Raw genomic sequence first — 20,020 nt, 5'->3', positions numbered from 1 at the left:
CCGGACAGCCGAAAGAATCTTTTCCATGACCATCTCCGCACATCCGCTCGTCGTCCGCGCCCGGGAACTCGCCGACGGCGTCCTCTCCCCCGCCGCGGAGCGCGTCGACCAGGAGGGGGTGCCGGTGAGCCACATCGAGGCGATCAGACGCTCGGGACTGCTCGGCCTGAACGCACCGGTGGCGTACGGCGGCTCGGCGGCGCCCGCGGCCGTCGTGCGCGAGACGGCGGAGATCCTGGCCGGGGCGTGCTGCTCGACGTGGTTCGTGCAGACCCAGCACCATACGCCGGTACTGACCCTGACCAAGGCCGAACTGCCGGTACGGGAGCGCCTGTTGGGCCCGCTGGCGCGAGGTGAGCTGCTGTCCGGGGTGGCGTACGCGCATCTGCGGTCGTATCCGCGTGTCCCGGTGCGGGTCCGGCGGGAGGGAGACGGCTGGCGCTTCCACGGCACCGTCCCCTGGTACACCGGCTGGGGCCTGAACGACGTGCTGCTGCTCGCCGGGGTGACCGAGGACGACGAGGCCCTGTTCGCCTTCGTCGAGGCACGGGAGCAACCGGGGCTGCGCCCGTCGGAGCCGATGCGGCTGGCCGCGCTCACCGCGTCCCGGACGGTGTCCCTGGACCTGGACGGCCTGCGGGTGGCGGAGGACGCGGTCGCGCTCCGGACGCCGTACGAGGAGTGGGCGGCGACGGACCGCCCGAAGTCCCGCAACGCCAATCCGGCCGTCTTCGGGATCACGGCGGCGGCCCTGGCCCTGGTGGACGAGGAGTACGCGGCTCCGCTGCGGGCCCGTACCGACGACCTGCGCCGCCGGGCCTATGCGCTCGCGGACCATCCGGTGCCGCGGGAGCACGCGCAGGAGCGGCTGGCGCTGCGGGCCGAGGCGTTCACACTCATGCGTACGGCTACCACGGCGGCCGTGGTGACGGGCGGCGGCCGGGCGATGTCCGTCACCGCCCGCGCCCAGCGCCTGGCCCGGGAGGCCCTGTTCCTCCTGGTCCAGGGCCAGACCGCCGCATCACGCACGGCCCATCTGGAGCAGCTCGCGGAGCGAGCCCGCTGAGCCGGCCGCCGGGCCGTTCAGGCGTACTCCACGGCCGCGTCCAGCAGCCAGTCCACCAGGTAGCCGGCGAAGGAGGAGCGCACCAGCACCCAGAACCCGGCCCGGCTCTCCTCGCGGGCGACCAGCACGACCTGGGTGCGGGCCAGCGTGGTCTGGGCGCAGCGGCCGGGGCCGAAGGCGCGCGGGTGCAGGTCCAGCGCGCAGCCGTGGGACAGCAGATCTCGGGCGCGGGGGCCGCCGACCAGCAGGGTGGTGCGCTGGGCGGAGACATCGGTGACGGCGACCGGTTCGGCCCCGGCCGCCGAGCGGATCCGGCCCTCCAGCTCCCGCTCGGTGCCGGGCCGGCCCACCACCAGCCATTCGTCCGGCCCGAGCCACACCGCGGTCGCCTCCCCCGTGCGTACCACGGTGTCGGGTTCCAGCGGCAGTGCGAGTCCCAGGGCCAGGCCGACGGCGTCCGCCGCCGGGCCCTTGGCGTCCAGGCGGACGTTCACCTGGGCCAGGAAGGGGAGTTCGGCCAGCCGGACGGCGCCCCGGGAGGAGCGCGTCACGGCGGCCAGCCGGTGCGCGGCGTCGGCCAGGGGGCTGCGCTGCGCTGTGGTCGGGGCGGTGTCAGCCATCGCGGCGGGCTCCCTCGGGGTCGTAGAGGACGGGACCGGCGACGGTCACCGGCAGCAGCCGGGCGCCGACGGGTGCGTAGAGGCGCTCGCCGATGCGGTCCCGGCCGCCCTTGACCAGGGCCAGCGCGAAGGTCCGGCCGAGCGCCGCGCTGCGGTAGCTGGAGGTGACATGGCCCAGGGTGGGGACGGGCGGGGCGGGCAGCTCGCTCCCGGCGACCAGGTGGGTGCCTTCCGGGAGGAGGGCGCCGGGGTCGTCCGTGACCAGCGCGACCAGGTGTTTGCGGTCGGGGCGGACGGTGTCGGGGCGGGCGAAGGAGCGCTTGCCGATGAAGTCGGGCTTCTTCTTCGACACCGCCCAGCCCATGCCTAGGTCCTGCGGGGTGACCGTGCCGTCGGTGTCCTGGCCGACGATCGGGTAGCCCTTCTCGGCGCGCAGCACATGCATGGCCTCGGTGCCGTAGGGAGTGATGCCGTACGGCTCGCCCGCCGCGTACAGCGCCTCCCAGAGCGCGCGGGCCCGCCACGGTGACACGTTGATCTCGTAGGCGAGTTCGCCGGAGAAGCTGATCCGGCACACCCGGGCGTCGAGGCCGGCGACGGTGGTCTCCCGCCACGCCATGAAGGGGAAGTCGTCGTTGGACACGGCCAGTCGGGGCGCGACCGAGCCGAGGACCGCGCGCGACCTCGGGCCGACCAGCGCAACGGTGGCCCAGTGTTCGGTGACCGAGGTGCAGTGCACCCGCAGGTCGGGCCACTCGGTCTGCAGCCACTCCTCCATCCAGTCCAGGACGGCCGCCGCGTTGCCGGTCGTGGTGGTGACCAGGAACCGGTCCGGGGCCAGCCGCATGACCGTGCCGTCGTCGAAGACCATTCCGTCCAGGCGGCACATCACGCCGTAGCGGATCATGCCGACCTTCAGGGTGCTGATCATGTTCGTGTAGAGCCGGTCCAGGAAGAGTGCGGCGTCCGGGCCCTGCACATCGATCTTGCCGAGCGTGGAGGCGTCCATGAAGGCCACCCCCGCGCGGGCGGCACGGCACTCGCGCAGTACGGCCGTCTCCCGGTCCTCGCCGTCCCGCGGGTAGTACCAGGGCCGCTTCCACTGACCGACGTTCTCGAACAGCGCGCCGTGCTCGACGTGCCAGCCGTGCAGGGCGGTCGTGCGGACGGGGTCGTGCAGCGCGCCCCGGTCGCGGCCGGCGAGGGCGGCGAAGGAGACGGGGGTGTACGGCGGCCGGAAGGTGGGCAGCCCGAGCGCCGAGACGTCCACGCCGAGGAGTTCGGCGACGACCCCGCTCGCCAGCACCCCGCCGGTCTTGCCCTGGTCGTTGGCGGTACCGGCCGTGGTGTAGCGCTTGGTGTGCTCCACCGAGCGCAGGCCCGCGCCGGTCGCCCGGGTCAGATCGGCCACGGTGACGTCGCGTTGGAGGTCGACGAAGCGGGGGGCGCCGGAGGCGGTGGGGATCGTGAAGACCTGCATCGGCGGGGTGTACGGCTGGGAGGCGACAGCGGGGAGGGCGGGGGGCTCTGCGGTACAGCCCTCGGCCTCGACCGCCCGGGCGCCGGCCGCCGCGCCCTGGGTGAGGGCCGTGGCGAGGTCGAACGCCCCGTTCGCGGCGCCCGCGACGGTCACCGCCTGACGGCAGCCGTCGGGGACGAACGTGCCGAGCGTCTCGTCGTGGCGGAGCGTGCCGCCCGCCTGGCTGAACAGGTGCGCGACGGGGTTCCAGCCGCCGGAGACGAGCAGCAGGTCGGCGGCGAACTCCCGTTGTGTGCCGGCGTCTTGGTGCGGAGCGACGGTCACGCCTTCGTGCGGGGGTGGGGTCACGCCTTCGTGCGGAGGTGCGGTCACACCTTCGTGTGCGGCAACGGTCACGCCTTCGTACGGGGCGACGGTCACGGCGGTGAGCCGGGCGCCGCCCGCCGTACCGGTGACCGCGTGTCCGGCCAGTACCTCGATACCGGCGGACCGGGCGCGTTCGGCCCACTCCCCCGGCTCCGGCCGGGTGTCGGCGATCGCCGCGATGTCCACGCCGGCTGCCGCCAGGTCGAGTGCGGCGGCGTACGCGCTGTCGTTGGTGGTGAACACGACCGCGCGGCGGCCGGGCAGGACGGCGTACCGGTGGAGGTACGTGCGGGCCGAGGCGGCCAGCATCACGCCGGGGCGGTCGTTGTCGCCGAACGCGAGGGACCGCTCGTGGGCGCCGGTGGCGAGGACGACCTGCCGGGCGCGGATCCGCCAGACGCGTTCGCGCGAGACGTGTGCGGGGGCGTCGGCGCCGAGGTGGGCGGTACGGCGTTCGACGGCGAGGAGGTGGTTGTCGTCGTAGTGGCCGAAGACGGTGGTGCGGCGCAGGACACGGACCTCGGCGGCGGCTTCGAGGCGCGCGAACGTCGCGGCCACCCAGTCGGGGTGCTCGCCGGTGCCGAGCAGGCTGCCGCCGGGTTCCGGCTGGTCGTCGGCGAGGATGACGCGGGCGCCGCTGGTGGCTGCGGCCGCCGCCGCCGCGAGGCCGGCCGGTCCGGCGCCGACGACCAGCAGGTCGCAGTGGGCGTGTACGGCGTCGTAGCGGGCGGGGTCGGGGTCGGTGGCGAGGCGGCCCTGGCCCGGGAGGCCGGTGGCCACCAGGCCGTCGTAGAGCTCGACGGTGGTGGCGGGGAGCATCGGTTCGGGGAAGGGGGCCTCGATCTGGACGACCGCGTTGGGTTCCTCGGGGCCGGCGGTGAAGATGCCCCGGGGGCGGCCGAGTCCGATGCTGGTGGCGGCCTGGATGACGCCGTTGGCGAGGAGGGCGGAGGCGAGGGTGTCGCCTCGGTAGCCCTGGTATTCGGTGCCGTCGAAGGTGAAGGTGAGGGGGGTGGTGCGGTCGATTCGGCCGCCGGTGGGGGTGCGGTGGGGGTGGGCCGCGGTGGTGCCGGCGAGGGGGGTGTCGCCCCCGCCGCCCCTACCCTTCCCGTCCTCCAGGGGCGCTGCCCCTTCGACCCCGCTGGGGGCTGCGCCCCCAGACCCCCCGTCGGCCTGAACGGCCTCGTCCTCAAACGCCGGACGGGCTGAGAAGGGCGCAGTCGGCTGAGACATCGCCGGATCGGCTGAGAGAGGCGCAGTCGGCTGAGACGTCGCCGGATCGGCTGAAGGTGGTTGCGAGGTTGCCTGACGGGCTGAGCGGGGTTGCGAGGTCGCTGGGTGGGGTGGTTGAGGTGTCTCGCCTGGGCGGTACACCGTCAGGATCTCGTTCGTCGATGTGTCGCGTACCGCGTTGAACCATCTGCGGCAGCCTGCCGCGTGGGTCCAGCGTTCGGCGAAGGGGCCCTTCGGGTTGGCGCGGAAGAAGAGGTAGCGGGCCCACTCCTGGTCGGTGAGGGACGCGGGGGTCTCGGGGTGGGGGACGTGGGCCTGGCCGCCGTAGTGGAACTCGGCCTCGTCGCGGGGCCCGCACCACGGGCAGGGGATGAGCAGCATGGTGGGGCTCCCTAGTGGGCCACCGCGGCCGCGCCGTGCTCGTCGACGAGCGCGCCGGTGGTGAAACGGTCGAGCGAGAAGGGGGCGTTGAGATCGTGCGGGGTGTCGTGCGCGATGGTGTGGGCGTAGACCCAGCCGACGCCGGGGGTGGCCTTGAAACCGCCTGTTCCCCAGCCGCAGTTGAGGTAGAGGTTGGCCACCGGGGTGAGGCCGACGATGGGTGAGGCGTCGGGGCTGACGTCGACGATGCCGCCCCAGGTGCGCAGGACGTGGGCGCGGGCGAAGACCGGGAAGAGTTCGAGGGCCGCCGCCATCTGTTCCTCGATGATGTGGAACGCGCCGCGCTGGGTGTAGGAGTTGTACGCGTCGATGCCCGCGCCCATCACCAGCTCGCCCTTGTGCGCCTGGCTGACGTAGACGTGCACCGCGTTGGACATGACGACGGTCGGGTGGACGGGCTCCAGGAGTTCGGAGACCAGGGCCTGCAACGGGTGGCTCTGGAGCGGGAGTTCGATGCCCGCCATGGCGGCGAGGACGGAGGTGTGGCCGGCCGAGCACAGGGCCACCTTGCCGGCCGCGATCGGGCCGAGGGTGGTCCGGACGCCGACCACCTTGCCGGCCACCACGTCCACTCCGGTGACCTCGCAGTTCTGGATGATGTCGATGCCGGCCGCGTCCGCGGAGCGGGCGAAGCCCCAGGCCACGTAGTCGTGCTTGGCGATGCCCGCGCGCGGCTGGTAGGTGCCGCCCAGGACCGGGTAGCGCACCTCGGGCGAGGTGTTGACGATCGGGCAGACCTCCTTGACCTGCTCGGCGTCGAGCCACTCGGCGTCCACGCCGTTGAGGCGGTTGGCCTCGACCCGGCGGACGCTGTCGCGGACGTCCTGGAGGCTGTGGGCGAGGTTCAGCACGCCGCGCTGGGAGAAGAGGATCGGGTAGTCGAGCTCCTCCTCCAGGCCCTCCCAGAGTTTCAGCGCGTGTTCGTAGATGCCCGCGCTCTCGTCCCAGAGGTAGTTGGAGCGGATGATCGTGGTGTTGCGGGCCATGTTGCCGCCCGCCAGCCAGCCCTTCTCCAGGACCGCCACGTTGGTGATGCCGTGGTTCTTGGCCAGGTAGTGGGCGGTGGCGAGGCCGTGTCCGCCGCCGCCGACCACGATCACGTCGTACGAGCGCTTCGGCTCGGGGGTGCGCCAGAGGAAGTCCGGGTGGTCAGGGAGGTCGGCGCCGGGGGTGCGGGGGCTCATCGGACGTCTCCGTCGTGCGAGAGGTGCGGGTAGAGCGGGTAGGCGGCCGCGAGGGTCGCGGTGCGGGCGCGCAGGGCGGACACGTCAGGGCCGGGCTGGAGGGCGAGGGCGATCACGTCGGCCACCTCGGCGAAGTCCGCCTCCGTGAAGCCCCGGGTGGCCAGGGCGGGGGTGCCGATGCGCAGGCCGGAGGTGACCATGGGCGGGCGCGGGTCGAAGGGGACGGCGTTGCGGTTGACGGTGATGCCGATCTCGTGGAGGAGGTCCTCGGCCTGCCGGCCGTCCAGGGGCGAGGTACGGAGGTCGACGAGGACGAGGTGGACGTCCGTGCCGCCGGTCAGCACCCTCACTCCGGCCGCGGCGGCGTCGGGGCGGGTGAGGCGCTCGGCGAGGATGCGGGCGCCGGCCAGCGTGCGGGCCTGGCGTTCGGCGAACTCGGGGGTGGCCGCGACCTTGAAGGAGACGGCCTTCGCGGCGATGACATGCTCCAGCGGACCGCCCTGCATTCCGGGGAACACCGCCGAGTTGATCTTCTTGGCGAGGTCGGCGTCGTCGGTGAGGATGACGCCGCCGCGTGGTCCGCCGAGGGTCTTGTGCGTGGTCGTGGTCACCACGTGGGCGTGCGGGACGGGGCTCGGGTGCAGTCCGGCGGCGACCAGGCCCGCGAAGTGCGCCATGTCGACCATGAGCAGGGCACCGACCTCGTCGGCGATCCGGCGGAAGGCCGCGAAGTCCAGCTGCCTCGGGTACGCCGACCAGCCCGCGATGATCATCTTCGGACGGTGTTCCTTGGCGAGCCGCGCCACCTCGTCCAGGTCCACGAGGTTGGACGCCTCCGAGACGTGGTACGGCACGATGTCGAGCATCTTGCCGCTGTAGTTGAGGCGCATGCCGTGGGTGAGGTGGCCGCCGTGCGCGAGGTCGAGGCCGAGGACCGTGTCACCGGGCTTGAGCAGGGCGAAGAAGACGGCGGTGTTGGCCTGGGCACCGGAGTGCGGCTGGACGTTGGCGTAGCCCGCGCCGAAGAGCGACTTGACGCGTTCGATCGCCAGCCGCTCGGTGACGTCGACGTGTTCGCAGCCGCCGTAGTAGCGGCGCCCCGGGTAGCCCTCGGCGTACTTGTTGGTGGCGACCGAGCCCTGCGCCTCCATCACGGCGGTGGGCGCGAAGTTCTCGGAGGCGATCATCTCCAGGGTGGTCTGCTGACGGTGCAGTTCGGCCTGGAGCGCGGCATGGACCTCCGGGTCCAGCTCGGCCAGGGGCGTGTTCAGCGCGTTCATGCGGGTCTCGCGTTCCTCTCGGTCACCGGCGGTACGTGCAGGAAGCCGAACTGCGGCGCCCGCAAGGGGCGCGGGGAACCGGGCGACGGCCGGCCACGACGAGCCCCGCGGCCGAACGGCGACGCCGCTCGGATCCCTCACCCACGGAGCCGGGCCATCCCCGGATCGAACAACGGCTCCTCGGCCACCACCGCCGCCACCCGCTGGTCGAAATACCCGATCTGGACGCCGGTTCCGGGCACCGCCAGCTCCGTCGGCAGCCACGCGTACGCGATCCCCTTGCCGATCGTGTAGCCGTAGGCCGCGCTGGTCACGTAGCCGACCGCGCGCTCACCGTCGTACACCGGCTCCTTGCCCATGACGACGGCCCGCGGGTCGTCGATGGTGAGGCAGCTCAGCCGGCGCCGTACCTGCGTGCTGCGCCGCTCCAGCGCGGCCTTGCCGACGAAGTCGCCCTTGTCGAGCCTGACGGCGAAGCCGACGCCGGCCTCGTAAGGGTCGTGCTCGTAGGTCATGTCGGTGCCGAAGGAGCGGTAACCCTTCTCCAGGCGCAGGCTGTTGAAGGCGCCCCGGCCGGCGATGATCCCCCCGAGCGGCCGGGCCGCCTGCCAGAGGGTGTCCCAGAGTTTCGCGCCCTGGTCGGCGGTGGTGTACAGCTCCCAGCCGAGTTCGCCGACGTAGGACAGCCGCATCGCGGTGACCGGCACCGAGCCGACGTAGGCGCTCCGGGCACGGAAGTACTTGAGGCCCTCGTTGGAGAAGTCCTCGTCGGTCAGCGGCTGCAGGACCTCGCGGGCGAGCGGGCCCCACAGGCCGACGCAGCAGGTGCCCGGGGTGATGTCGCGGACCTGGACCCGGCCGTCGGCCGGCAGGTGTCGGGTGAACCAGTCGAGGTCCAGGTTGCCGTTGGCGCCGACCTGGAAGAGGTCGCGGGCGAGGCGGGCGACGGTGATGTCGCTGCGGATGCCGCCGTCGTGGTCCAGGAGCAGGGTGTACGTGACCGAGCCGACGGACTTGGCGACCTTGCCGGTGACCAGGCCCTCCAGGAAGTCGGCGGCGCCGGGGCCGGAGACCTCCAGGCGCTTGAGGGCGGTCATGTCGTAGAGCGCGATCGTCTCGCGGGTGACCTGGGCCTCGGCGCCGACGATCGGCGACCAGTAGCGGGCGGCCCAGTCGCCTGGGGTGGGGATCGAACGGCCCTCGACCAGGGGGGCGTTGGCCTCGTACCACTGGGGGCGCTCCCAGCCGTTCGCCTCCAGGAAGAACGCGCCGTGTTCCTGCTGGCGGGCGTGGAAGGGGCTGGTGCGGATCGGGCGTGGCTTTCCGCTCGGCTGGAGGGGGTGGAGGATGTCGTAGACCTCGACGAAGTTCTGGCAGTCGCGGGCCAGGACGTACTCGGGGGCGAGCTGGTGCGGCTCGAAACGGTTGATGTCGCACTCGTGCAGGTCGAAGGACGAGCAGTGGCCGTCCACCAGCCATTCGGCGACGGCCCGGCCGACGCCCGCGGAGTGCGTGACCCACACGGCCTCGGCGACCCAGAAGCCCTTGACGTCCGGGGACTCGCCGAGCAGCGGGTAGCCGTCGGTGGTGAAGGAGAACAGGCCGTTGATGCCCTCCTCGACCTTGGCCTCGCGGGTGGCGGGGAGCAGCGAACGGGTCTCGGTCCAGGCGTCCTCGAAGTCCTCCTCGGTGAACTTCAGGACGGAGGGCATCGGTTCGGCCTCGTCGAAGGAGAGGATGTCGTCCGCCGAGACGGGCATCGGGCGGTGGCCGTAGGAGCCGATGCCCAGGCCGTCGAAGCGGTCGCGGTAGTAGAGGTCGGCGTCCTGGTGGCGCAGGATCGGGCGGACGGCCTCCTCGGTCTGGCCGGCGAGGGCGGGGACCGGGCCGGTCCAGGCGAGTTGGTGGGCGAGCGGCGTGAGCGGCAGGTTCATGCCGACCATGCGGGCGATCTTCGGGCCCCAGATGCCGGCGCAGCAGACGACGATGTCGGCCGGGAGTTCGCCCTGGTCGGTCAGGACACCGGTGACGCGGCCCTCACTCCGGCGGACGTCGAGGACCTCGTGGCGGGCGAGGAAGCGGACGCCGCGCTCGGCGGCCCGGCGGATCTGGGCCTCGACGGCGAGCACGGCCTTGGCGATGCCGTCGGTGGGGACGAGCAGGCCGCCGAGGACCCGGTCCGGGTTCACCAGCGGGTGCTGTTCGACGCACTCCTCGGGGGTGAGGATCCGTGCCTCGACGCCCCAGGCGGTGATCCAGCCGTGGCGGCGGTGGAGTTCGGCGAGGCGCTCGGGGGTGGTGGCCACTTCGAGGCCGCCGACCTGGAGGAAGCAGGGCTTGCCGTCGACGTCGAGGGAGCAGAACTTCTCGACGGTGTAGCGGGCCAGTTCCGTCATGGTCTTCGACGGGTTGGTCTGGAAGACCAGGCCGGGGGCGTGCGAGGAGGAGCCCCCGGTGGCCGGGAGGGGGCCCTGGTCGACCACGGTCACCTCGGTCCAGCCGCGTGCGGAGATCTCGTCCGCGAGCGCGGCTCCCACGACGCCCGCTCCGATGATGACCACTCGGGGTCCCGCCATCGCCCAACCTCCGAACTTGAGACCGGTGCAGTTGCTTTGTGCGCAACGTGATTCAGGCTGCGCAACTCAATGTGCCCGTCGTCGAGGAGGGGTGTCAAGAGGTCCGGTGACGTCGGGAAACGACCGAAAGGCAGTGGGGCAAAAGGCAACGCCCGGCGGGCGGTGCGCAGTGTGCGCACCGCCCGCCGGGCGTACTGGACCGGCCTTTGGACGCCCCCCGCTACTTCAGCCAGGCGTCGACCTTGGCACGGTTGGCGTCGACCCACTTCTTGGCCGCCGCGTCGTCCGACATCTTGTCCACGGCGATGTACTTGGCCACGGTGTTCTGGTCGTCGTTGGTCCAGTTGAACTTCTTCACCAGGTCGTACGCCGGACTGCCGGACTTGGCGAAACCCGCGCTGACGATCTTGTCCAGGTCGTAGACGGGGTAGTCGCAGGCGACCTTCGCCGCGTCGGCGTCACAGCCCGTCGTGTACTTGGGCAGGTCCACCTTCACCAGCGGTGTCTCGGAGAGGAACCACTGCGGTTCGTAGAAGTAGCCGATGAGCCACTGCTTGTTCTTCTCGGCCGTCCGGAAGGCCTGGATGAGCGCGGTCTCGCTGCCCGCGTACACCACCTTGAAGTCCAGCTTCAGGTTCTTCACCAGGGCGGCGTCGTTGGTGACGTACGACGGGTCACCGTCCAGCAGTTGGCCCTTGCCGCCCGACTCGGACGTCTTGAACTCGGCGGCGTACTTGTCGAGGTTCTGCCAGTTCTTGATGTCCGGGTGCGCCTTGGCGAGCCACGGCGGGACGTACCAGCCGATGATGCCCTTGTTGCCGGTCGAACCGGCCTCGACGGCCGTCTTCTGCCCGGTGATGTACTTCTTCTTCAGATCGTCGTGGCCCCAGTTCTCCAGGACGGCGTCGACCTCGCCGGTGCCGAAACCCTGCCAGGCGATCTCCTCCTTGAGGTCCTTCTTCTGCACCGTGCAGCCGAGGTCGTGTTCCGCGACGTACGCGACGACCGCCGCGTCCGCCTCGTAGCCCACCCACGGGTTGACGGCCAGGTTGAAGGTGCCGCACTTGCCGCCCGAGGACTTCGAGCCGGCCGAGGTGTCCTCGCCGACCTTCGCCCCGCCGCAGGCCGTGAGGGTGAGGCCGAGGACGGCCAGGCCGGCCGCGCCTATGCGCCAGTGTTGTGCCATGGTGTCGGTGCTCCTTATGCCCGGGTGCGTCGCGCCGCAGCCTGAGTGATCCGGTCGAACATGACTCCGAGCAGGACGATGGCGAGCCCCGCCGCCAGCCCCTTGCCGTACAACTCGCCCTGCGAGAAACCGGCCACGACGTCGTAGCCGAGGGCGCCCGCGCCTACCAGGCCGCCCACCACAACCATCGACAGCACGTAGATCAGGCCCTGGTTGGTCGCGAGGGTCAGGGCGCCGCGTGCCATCGGCAGCTGGACCTTGGTGATGATCTGCCAGGTGCTGCACCCGGCCGAGGTGGCCGCCTCCACGGTGGACTCGGGGACGTTCCGCACCCCGTCCGCGATGATCTTGATCGCTACGGGGGCCGCGTAGACGACGGCCGCGACGATCGCGGTGAAGCGGGTGGCGCCGAAGAGCGCCAGGAACGGCACGAGATAGACGAAGGGCGGCATGACCTGGGCGGCGTCCAGGGCGGGCCGGATCAACCGGTCCGCCGGCGCGCTACGGCCCATCCACACGCCGACGACAGCACCGAGCAGCATCACCAGGACGGTGGCCACGGCGGTCGAGGCGAGCGTGGTCATGCTGTCCGACCACAGGCCCGTGCCGACCAGCAGCCCGACGCACACGGCCGCCGTCACCCCGGCCCGCCGGCCACCGAGGACCGCGCCGAGCGCGACCAGGATGGCGCCGACGAGCCACCACGGGGAGTCGGTGAGCAGCGTCTGGAACGGGTTGAGCAGGCCGTTGGTGAGGGCGTCCCGCAGGGCGTTGGTCAGGCCGGAGAGATGGTCCTGGAGCCAGGTGGTCGCCGTGTCGGCGGCACTCGCGATGTGGGTGCCGACGGTGCCGTCACCGGGGAACTCGGCCGCCCAGACGTAGGTGTGGGAGAGGTACACCAGGACGGCGGCCACGATGCCGCCGGCCGCCGGCAAGGGGCGGCGCCACTTGAGGAACGGGCCGTCGGCGCGGCGGACTTGGGTGCGGGCGGCCGCCGCCGTGGTGACCCGGTCGAGCACGATGGCCATGACGACGATGGCGAGTCCGGCGTTGAAGGCGGTGCCGACGTCGAGGGACTGCAGGGCCTGGACGACGGTCTTGCCGAGGCCGGGCGCGTCGATCAAGGCGGCGATGGTGACCATGGCCAGGGCGGCCATGATCGTCTGGTTGACGCCCATGACCACCGTGCGCCGGGACATCGGCAGCAGCACCTTCAGCAGTTGCTGTGTCCGGGTCGCGCCGAGCGAGTCGGCCGCCTCGACGGTGGTCTCGGGGACCGAGCGGATCGCGTGCGCGGTGATACGGATGGCGGGCGGTGCCGCGTAGATCACCGTGGTGATCACCGCGGAGGCCCCGCCGATGAGGAAGATCAGGGTCAGCGGGGCGAGGTAGACGAAGGTCGGCATCGTCTGCATGAAGTCCAGGAAGGGCGTCATGATCCGGTTGAACCGGTCGGAGAGTCCGGCCCAGACGCCCAGCGGGATGCCGATGAGCAGGGCCACCAGGACCGCCGACAGGGTCAGCGCCAGGGTGTCCATGCTCTCCTGCCACAGGCCCTGGAGCCCGAAGAAGGTGAAGCCGGCCGCGGCCAGCAGCGCGACCCGCCAGTTGCCCACGACCCAGGACACGTAACCGGCGAGGCCGACGACGCCGAGCCAGCCGATCTGCGGAACCGGGCGGGAGCCGGCGGGCTGGGAGATCAGCGACTGGACGAAGGTCACCAGGTTGTCGATGACCAGCCGGATCTCGTTGAAGAAGTAGAGGAAGACCCAGTTGGAGTTGCGGTTGGCGCCGATGCTGTCGTTGACGTCGTTCAGCCGGCGGTGCAGTCCGGTGAGGTCGGCGGCGGCCAGGTCGAGCGTCTGCCGGCCGCGCAGCACGGTGAAGAGCACCAGCCAGACGACCAGGATCGCCGCCACCACCATGGAGCGGCTCACCTTGTGGCGCAGGGTGGCGACGGGCGCGGCCGCGTCGGCGACGGCGGCCATCACGCGCCGCCTTCCTGTCCCGCGACGACGGCTCCGGCACGGGCTGCTCCGGCACCACTTGCTCCGGCACCGACGGCTCCCGCGACGACGGCGAGGATCTCCTCGTCGCCGACGATGCCGAGCAGTTTGCCGTTCTCGACGACCTTGACCGGCTTCTCGGCCGCGAGCACCGCCCGGGTGGCCTCGCGGACCACCACCTCCGGGCCCAACTCGGGTCCGTCCAGGGCGTCTTCCGGGGTGGCCGGCCGCATGATCCAGCGCAGGGTGAGGACGTCGCCGCGCGGCACGTCCTTGACGAAGTCCCGTACGTAGTCGTCCGCGGGGGCGCCGACGAGTTCGTCGCCGGTGCCGCACTGGACCATCCTGCCGTCCCGCATGATCAGGATGCGGTCGCCGAGTTTCAGCGCCTCGGAGAGGTCGTGGGTGATGAACACCATGGTCTTGCCGACCTCGTGGTGCAGGCGGATGACCTCGCTCTGCATGTCACGGCGGATCAGCGGATCGAGCGCGGAGAACGGCTCGTCGAAGAAGAGGACGTCGGGGTCGCCGGCCAGGGCGCGCGCGAGGCCGACGCGCTGCTGCATACCGCCGGAGAGCTGGTCGGGGTAGGAGTTCTCGTATCCGGCGAGGCCCACCAGTTCGACGACCTCCATGGCCCTCCTGGTCCGTTCGGCCCGGCTCATGCCCCGGATCTCCAGGCCGAACGCCACGTTCTCGACGACCTTGCGGTGCGGCAGCAGACCGAAGTGCTGGAAGACCATGGAGAACTTGCTGCGCCGCAGCTCCCGCAGCCGCCGGGCGTCGGCGCCCCGGATGTCCTCGCCCTCGAACACGACCTCGCCGGCGGTGGGTTCGATCAGCCGGGTCAGACATCGCACCAGGGTGGACTTGCCGGACCCGGACAGGCCCATGACGACGAAGACCTCGCCGGGCGACACCTCGAAGCTCACGTCCCGTACGGCGGCGGTGCAGCCGGTGCGGTCCATCAGTTCGCGGCGGGTCAGCCCGCACAGCTCCTCGGAGCCCGGCACCTGGTCGGCCTTCGGCCCGAACACCTTCCACAGCCGGCGCACGGAGATGACCGGGGTGCGGTCCCCGGGGTCCTGGGACGAGTCGCGCCGCTGCGACACCTCGGTCTGGGCTGGGGTCATGGTCGGCCTCTTTTCGCCGTCAGCCGCGGAACCAGTGCTGCGGCCGGGGTTGGATGTTCTGCCAGACGTGCTTGGGCTCTCGGTACTCGTCCAGGCCGGTCGGTCCCAGCTCGCGGCCCACGCCCGAGTGCCCGAAGCCACCCCATTCCGCTTGCGGCACATAGGGGTGGTAGTCGTTGATCCACACGGTGCCGTGGCGCAGCCTGCGGGCGACCCGCTGGGCCTTGCCCGCTTCCTGCGTCCAGACGGCTCCGGCGAGGCCGTACTCCGTGTCGTTGGCGATGCGGACGGCGTCGTCCTCGCCCTGGAAGCGCTCCACGGTGAGCACGGGCCCGAAGGACTCCTCGTGCACCACCCGCATGTCCTGCCGGCACTCGTCGAGGACGGTGGGCGGGTAGTAGAAGCCGTTCGCCAGCGCGGGATCGTCGGGGCGCGCGCCGCCGCAGCGCAGTACGGCGCCCTCGGCGAGGCCCGCGGCCACATACGCCTCGACCTTCTCGCGGTGCTGTGCCGAGATCAGCGCCCCGGTCTCGGCCTCGGGGTCGAAGGGGCCGCCCAGGCGGATGAGTTGGGCTCGGCGCACGACCTCGTCCACGAAGGCGTCGTGGACCGAGTCCTCGACGATGAGCCGGGCACCGGCCGAGCAGACCTGCCCGGAGTGCAGGAAGACGGCGGTGAGCGCGAAGTCGACGGCGGTGGCGAAGTCGGCGTCGGCGAAGACCACGTTGGGGTTCTTGCCACCGAGTTCGAGGGCGACCTTCTTCACCGTGGCGGCGGCGGTGGCCATGAGGCGCCGGCCGGTGTGCAGTCCGCCGGTGAACGACACCATGTCGACGGCCGGGTGCTCGGCGAGCGGCGCGCCCGCCTCGGGGCCGGCACCCAGCACCAGGTTGGCGGCTCCGGCCGGGAGGCCCGCCTCCTCCAGCGCCTTCATCAGCAGGATCGAGGTGGAGGGGGTGAGCTCACTGGGCTTGAGGACGACGGTGTTGCCGGCGAGCAGGGCCGGGGCGACCTTCCAGGAGGCCTGCAGGAGAGGGTAGTTCCAGGGGGTGATCAGGCCGCAGACGCCGACGGGCTCGTAGGTGACCCGGCTGAGCGCGTCGTCGCGGCCGGTGTCGACCACCCGCCCGGCGCTGGTGCCGGCGATGCCTCCGTAGTAGCGGAAACAGGAGACGACGTCGGCGATGTCGTACTCGCTCTCCACCAGGCGTTTGCCGGTGTCGAGGGACTCGGCGCGGGCGAACTCCTTGGCGTCGCGCTCGATGATGCCGGCGGTGCGCAGCAGCAGCGCGCCGCGCTCCCGCTCGGGGGTGTGCGGCCAGGGTCCGTCGTCGAAGGCGCGCCGGGCCGCGGTGATCGCGGCCTCGGTGTCGGGGCGGGTCGCCTCCGAGACCGTGGCGACGAGGGTGCCGTCCGCCGGACAGCGGATCTCGCGCCGGCCGCCGGCCTCCGCCGCACGCCATTCACCATCCACATACAGATCTGCCACGGCCGCGCCCTTCGAGCCCGAATTCGTTGCGCATTGTGCATTGGATTGCTTTTGGTGGAACACCCTGACGAACGGACCGACCGCCGTCAAGAGTCCGGGCAGAGTGCGCTACCCGGCCTCTTTCCGGGCGTCGCGGTGCCGGTAGTAGACGGCATCGGACGGCGGCAGCGGCTCCTTGCCGAGGATGAGGTCGGCCGCCTTCTCGGCGATCATCATGACCGGGGCGTAGATGTTGCCGTTGGTGACGTACGGCATCACCGAGGCGTCCACCACGCGCAGTCCGTCCACTCCGTGCACCCGCAGGGTCAGCGGGTCGACGACGGACATCGCGTCCGTGCCCATCTTGCAGGTGCAGGACGGGTGCAGGGCGGTCTCGCCGTCCTTGGCGACCCAGGCGAGGATCTCCTCGTCCGTGGCCACGGACGGGCCGGGCGAGATCTCCCCGTCGTTGTAGGGGGCGAGTGCGGGCTGGTTGAGCAGCTCGCGGGCCACCCGGACCGCCTCGACCCACTCGCGGCGGTCCTGCTCGGTGGAGAGGTAGTTGAAGCGCAGCGCCGGGTGTTCGCGCGGGTCCTTGCTCCGGATCTTCACCGAGCCGAGAGCGTCGGAGTACATGGGCCCGACATGGACCTGGTAGCCGTGGCCGCCGGCGGGCACGGAGCCGTCGTAGCGGACCGCGACGGGCAGGAAGTGGAACATCAGGTTGGGGTAGTCCACCTCCTCGTTGCTGCGGCAGAAGCCGCCGGCCTCGAAGTGGTTGGTCGCGGCCGGCCCCTTGCGGAACAGCCACTGCAGGCCGATGAAGGGGGCCCGCCACTTCGCCAGGTACGGCTGTACGGAGACGGGCTGCTTGCAGGCGTACTGGATGTACACCTCCAGGTGGTCCTGGAGGTTCTCGCCGACGCCCGGCAGGTCGTGGACGACGTCGACGCCGAGGGCACGCAGCTCCTCGGCGTTGCCGACGCCGGAAAGCTGGAGCAGTTGCGGGGAGTTGACGGCGCCGCCGCACAGGATGACCTCGGCGGCCCGGACCTGCCGGAGGACGCCCCTGCCGCGCCGGTACTCGACGCCGACGGCCTTCTTCCCCTCGAAGAGGACGCGGGTGACGAGGGCGCGGGTCTTCACGGTGAGGTTGGGCCGTTTCCTGGCGGGCTTGAGGTACGCCTTGGACGCGGAAAGCCGCCGGCCGCGGTGCACGTTGCGGTCGAACTTCGCGAAGCCCTCCTGCCGGTAGCCGTTGACGTCGTCGGTGGGCGCGTAGCCCGCCTCCTCGGTGGCCTTCAGGAAGGCGGAGAAGAGCGGGCCTTCGGCCGGGCCGCGTTCCAGCACGAGCGGTCCGTCGTGGCCACGGAACTCGTCGTCGGGGTCGGCGGCCAGGCAGTTCTCCATCCGGCGGAAGTACGGCAGGCAGTGGGCGTAGTCCCAGGTCTTCATGCCGGGATCGGCGGCCCAGCGCTCGTAGTCCATGGGGTTGCCGCGCTGGAAGATCATGCCGTTGATGCTGCTGGAGCCGCCCAGCACCTTGCCGCGGGCGTGGTAGACACGACGGCCGCCCATGTGGGGCTCCGGCTCGGACTCGTACTTCCAGTCGTAGAAACGGCTTCCGATGGGGTACGTCAACGCCGCGGGCATATGGATGAACACGTCCCACGGGTAGTCCGGGCGGCCCGCCTCCAGCACCAGCACCCGGTTGCCGGGATCGGCCGAGAGCCGGTTCGCCAGTGCGCTGCCGGCCGATCCGCCGCCGACGATGACGAAGTCGTACTGCAAGGGAGCCATCGTGCCTCGTCTCGCTCGCGCCGTCGATGTGCGCGGCATGCTAGTACGGGTATCGCTATGCGCACTAGGTTGCGAACAACGCAACTTGTAAGATCTTTGTTCACATCTCGTTTCTTGGGTGCTGTTGTTTACTCCGCGTATAGTTCCGCTATGAGCAACTACAGTCCGGACACAGAAACGAACGGCTCATCCTCCGGCGGCGTACAGTCCGTCGACCGCGCCATCAGCGTCCTGGAGATCCTCGCCCAGCGCGGAGAGGCGGGCGTGAGCGAGGTGGCCGCCGAGATCGAGGTACACAAGTCGACCGCGTTCCGCCTGCTCGGCGCCCTGGAGGCGCGCGGACTGGTGGAACAGGCGGGCGAGAGGGGCAAGTACGCGCTGGGGTTCGGCATCGTCCGGCTGGCGGGCGCCGTCACCGGGCGTATCGACGTCACCCAGCAGGGCCGGCAGGTGTGCGAGCGGCTGGCCGAGGAGATCGGCGAGACGGTCAACATCGCGGTGATGCAGGAGCACTACGCGATCAACCTCTACCAGGTACGCGGTACGGCCGCCGTCACCGCGCACAACTGGGTGGGCCAGCTGACCCCGTTGCACGCCACCTCCAGCGGCAAGATCATGCTGGCCCATCTGCCGGCGAAGGAACGGGCCGCGCTGATCTCGGACGGGGGCCTGAAGAAGCTCACCCCGCACACCATCGCCACGAAGGCGAAGCTGGAGAAGAACCTCGCCGAGGCCCGGGAGCGCGGTTACGCCTGGACGCTGGAGGAGCTGGAGATCGGGCTGCACGCCGTGGCCGCGCCGATCCGGGACCGGGAGGGCAAGGTCATCGCGTCGATCAGCGCCTCCGGACCGTCCTACCGGTTCACCGAGGAGCGTATGCACGAGCTGGCTCCGGTGCTGGTCAAGGGTGCGCACGAGATCAGCCACCGCATGGGGTACCTGGGCTGAGCGCCCCGCTGACGACCGCCGTACGGCCCGCGTCCGCGTGCCGCGCGGGCCACGGGCACCGCTCTCGCCGCTTCATTCCGGCTGCCGGGTACCGAGCCGCTCGTGGACCCAGTCGTGGAAGGCACCGATGTGGTGCTCGCTGGGCACCAGCACACCGCCCTTGGCGTACAGCCGTGAGCTCATCCCGGGCTGGGTGCGCTCGCAGGCGTCGAAGTCCTGGCGGTTGACCCGGTCGAAGAGCTCCACGGACCGGCTGACGTCCTTGCCGCTCTCCACGACGTGCGGAAGGTAGAGCCAGTCGCACTCGACGACCGTCCGGTCGACGGCCACCGGGTACATCCGGTGGAAGATCACGTGGTCGGGCACGAGGTTGATGAACACCTGCGGTTTCACGGTGATCGCGTAGTACCGCCGGTCCTGGTCCGCGGCGACCGAGGGGATGCGGTCCAGCCCCTCGGAACCGTCGACGGTGAAGCCCTGCACGTCCGCGCCGAACTCGGCGCCGTGGCCCACGTAGTACTGCGCCGCGTAGCCGTCGGCGAACTCCGGCAGCACCTCGGTGAGTTCGGGGTGGATGGTGGCGCAGTGGTAGCACTCCATGAAGTTCTCGACGATGAGCTTCCAGTTGGCCCGCACGTCGTAGACGATCCGCCGGCCCACCGCGAGGTGGTCGATGTCGTAGTGCTCGATCGACGCGGTGTCGCCCAGCCGCTCGACGACGGCCCCCAGCACGTCCTCCTCGAAGGAGGGCGGGTCCTCCGCGAGGCACACCCACACATAGCCCAGCCATTCCCGCACGGCCACGCCCACCAGGCCGTACTCGGTGCGGCCGACGTCGGGCATCTTGGTGAGGTTGGGTGCCGCCACCAGCTTGCCGTCCAGGTCGTAGGTCCAGGCGTGGTACGGGCACTGGAAGGCGCGCCTGACCTCGCCGGTGTCCTCGGTGCACAGCTTGGCCCCGCGGTGCCGGCAGACGTTGAAGTAGGCACGGACCGACCCGTCCCGGGCCCGGGTGACGAGGATGCTCTCACGGCCCACGTCCACCGTGCGGAACGCGCCGGGCTTCGGCAGGTCCGCCGCGCGCGCGACGCAGAACCACATCGTCTCGAAGATGCGCTCCTGTTCCTGGGCGAAGATGCCGGGATCCGTGTAGGCGGAACCGGGGAGGGTGGCGATCAGGCTGTCCGGCAGGCTGGTCGAGGTCACGGTGCACTCCTCGGAGAACGTCGTGGG

General features: G+C 71.2%; 13 protein-coding genes. 2 read left to right on the top strand and 11 right to left on the bottom strand.

Features of this window, described 5'->3' with window-relative positions; all coding sequences use genetic code 11:
* Nucleotides 1-25: 25 nt before the first annotated feature.
* Entirely contained in the window at nt 26-1,066 is a 1,041-nt protein-coding gene (locus tag ABZ642_RS21800) for an acyl-CoA dehydrogenase family protein (protein WP_360486390.1), read from the top strand.
* A gap of 17 nt (nt 1,067-1,083) precedes the next feature.
* Here the strand turns inward: ABZ642_RS21800 and ABZ642_RS21795 are convergent, their stop codons facing one another.
* From ABZ642_RS21795 to betA, 10 genes are all read right to left on the bottom strand, one after another.
* Entirely contained in the window at nt 1,084-1,686 is a 603-nt protein-coding gene (locus tag ABZ642_RS21795; RefSeq protein WP_360486387.1) for a sarcosine oxidase subunit gamma family protein, read from the bottom strand.
* A complete protein-coding gene (locus ABZ642_RS21790; protein ID WP_360486384.1) occupies nt 1,679-5,146 on the bottom strand; it encodes a sarcosine oxidase subunit delta in 3,468 nt (1,155 codons plus the stop codon). The genes ABZ642_RS21795 and ABZ642_RS21790 overlap by 8 nt, the downstream gene beginning before the upstream one ends.
* Before the next feature lie 11 nt (nt 5,147-5,157).
* Entirely contained in the window at nt 5,158-6,390 is a 1,233-nt protein-coding gene (locus ABZ642_RS21785; protein ID WP_360486382.1) for a sarcosine oxidase subunit beta family protein, read from the bottom strand.
* Nucleotides 6,387-7,670 (bottom strand): serine hydroxymethyltransferase, encoded by a 1,284-nt coding sequence (glyA, locus tag ABZ642_RS21780; RefSeq protein ID WP_360486379.1) that lies wholly within the window; start codon nt 7,668-7,670, stop codon nt 6,387-6,389. The genes ABZ642_RS21785 and glyA overlap by 4 nt, the downstream gene beginning before the upstream one ends.
* Before the next feature lie 137 nt (nt 7,671-7,807).
* Nucleotides 7,808-10,246, bottom strand: coding sequence for an FAD-dependent oxidoreductase (locus ABZ642_RS21775; protein WP_360486376.1), 2,439 nt, complete (start codon nt 10,244-10,246; stop codon nt 7,808-7,810).
* A 220-nt stretch (nt 10,247-10,466) separates the two neighbouring features.
* Nucleotides 10,467-11,432, bottom strand: coding sequence for an ABC transporter substrate-binding protein (locus tag ABZ642_RS21770; protein ID WP_360486373.1), 966 nt, complete (start codon nt 11,430-11,432; stop codon nt 10,467-10,469).
* Between the two features lie 14 nt (nt 11,433-11,446).
* Entirely contained in the window at nt 11,447-13,420 is a 1,974-nt protein-coding gene (locus ABZ642_RS21765) for an ABC transporter permease subunit (protein ID WP_360486371.1), read from the bottom strand.
* On the bottom strand, nt 13,420-14,571 hold the full coding sequence (locus ABZ642_RS21760; RefSeq protein ID WP_360486369.1) for a glycine betaine/L-proline ABC transporter ATP-binding protein: 1,152 nt from the start codon (nt 14,569-14,571) through the stop codon (nt 13,420-13,422). The genes ABZ642_RS21765 and ABZ642_RS21760 overlap by 1 nt, the downstream gene beginning before the upstream one ends.
* A gap of 19 nt (nt 14,572-14,590) precedes the next feature.
* A complete protein-coding gene (locus ABZ642_RS21755; protein ID WP_360486366.1) occupies nt 14,591-16,060 on the bottom strand; it encodes an aldehyde dehydrogenase family protein in 1,470 nt (489 codons plus the stop codon).
* Between the two features lie 108 nt (nt 16,061-16,168).
* The gene (betA, locus tag ABZ642_RS21750; protein ID WP_360486363.1) at nt 16,169-17,839 is read right to left on the bottom strand and encodes a choline dehydrogenase; all 1,671 of its coding nucleotides are present in this window, start codon (nt 17,837-17,839) and stop codon (nt 16,169-16,171) included.
* A 150-nt stretch (nt 17,840-17,989) separates the two neighbouring features.
* Between betA and ABZ642_RS21745 the strand changes: the two genes are divergently transcribed.
* Nucleotides 17,990-18,787, top strand: coding sequence for an IclR family transcriptional regulator (locus ABZ642_RS21745; RefSeq protein ID WP_360486360.1), 798 nt, complete (start codon nt 17,990-17,992; stop codon nt 18,785-18,787).
* Nucleotides 18,788-18,859: 72 nt separating this feature from the next.
* On the opposite strand, the gene ABZ642_RS21740 is transcribed toward ABZ642_RS21745, so the two are convergent.
* On the bottom strand, nt 18,860-19,993 hold the full coding sequence (locus ABZ642_RS21740; RefSeq protein WP_360486357.1) for an aromatic ring-hydroxylating dioxygenase subunit alpha: 1,134 nt from the start codon (nt 19,991-19,993) through the stop codon (nt 18,860-18,862).
* Nucleotides 19,994-20,020 lie beyond the last annotated feature (27 nt).

Source organism: Streptomyces sp. NPDC007157, from assembly GCF_040634235.1.
Taxonomy (GTDB): Bacteria; Actinomycetota; Actinomycetes; order Streptomycetales; family Streptomycetaceae; genus Streptomyces.
Note: the sequence above shows the minus strand (reverse complement) of the source record. Positions and strands in the feature narration are given on the sequence as shown.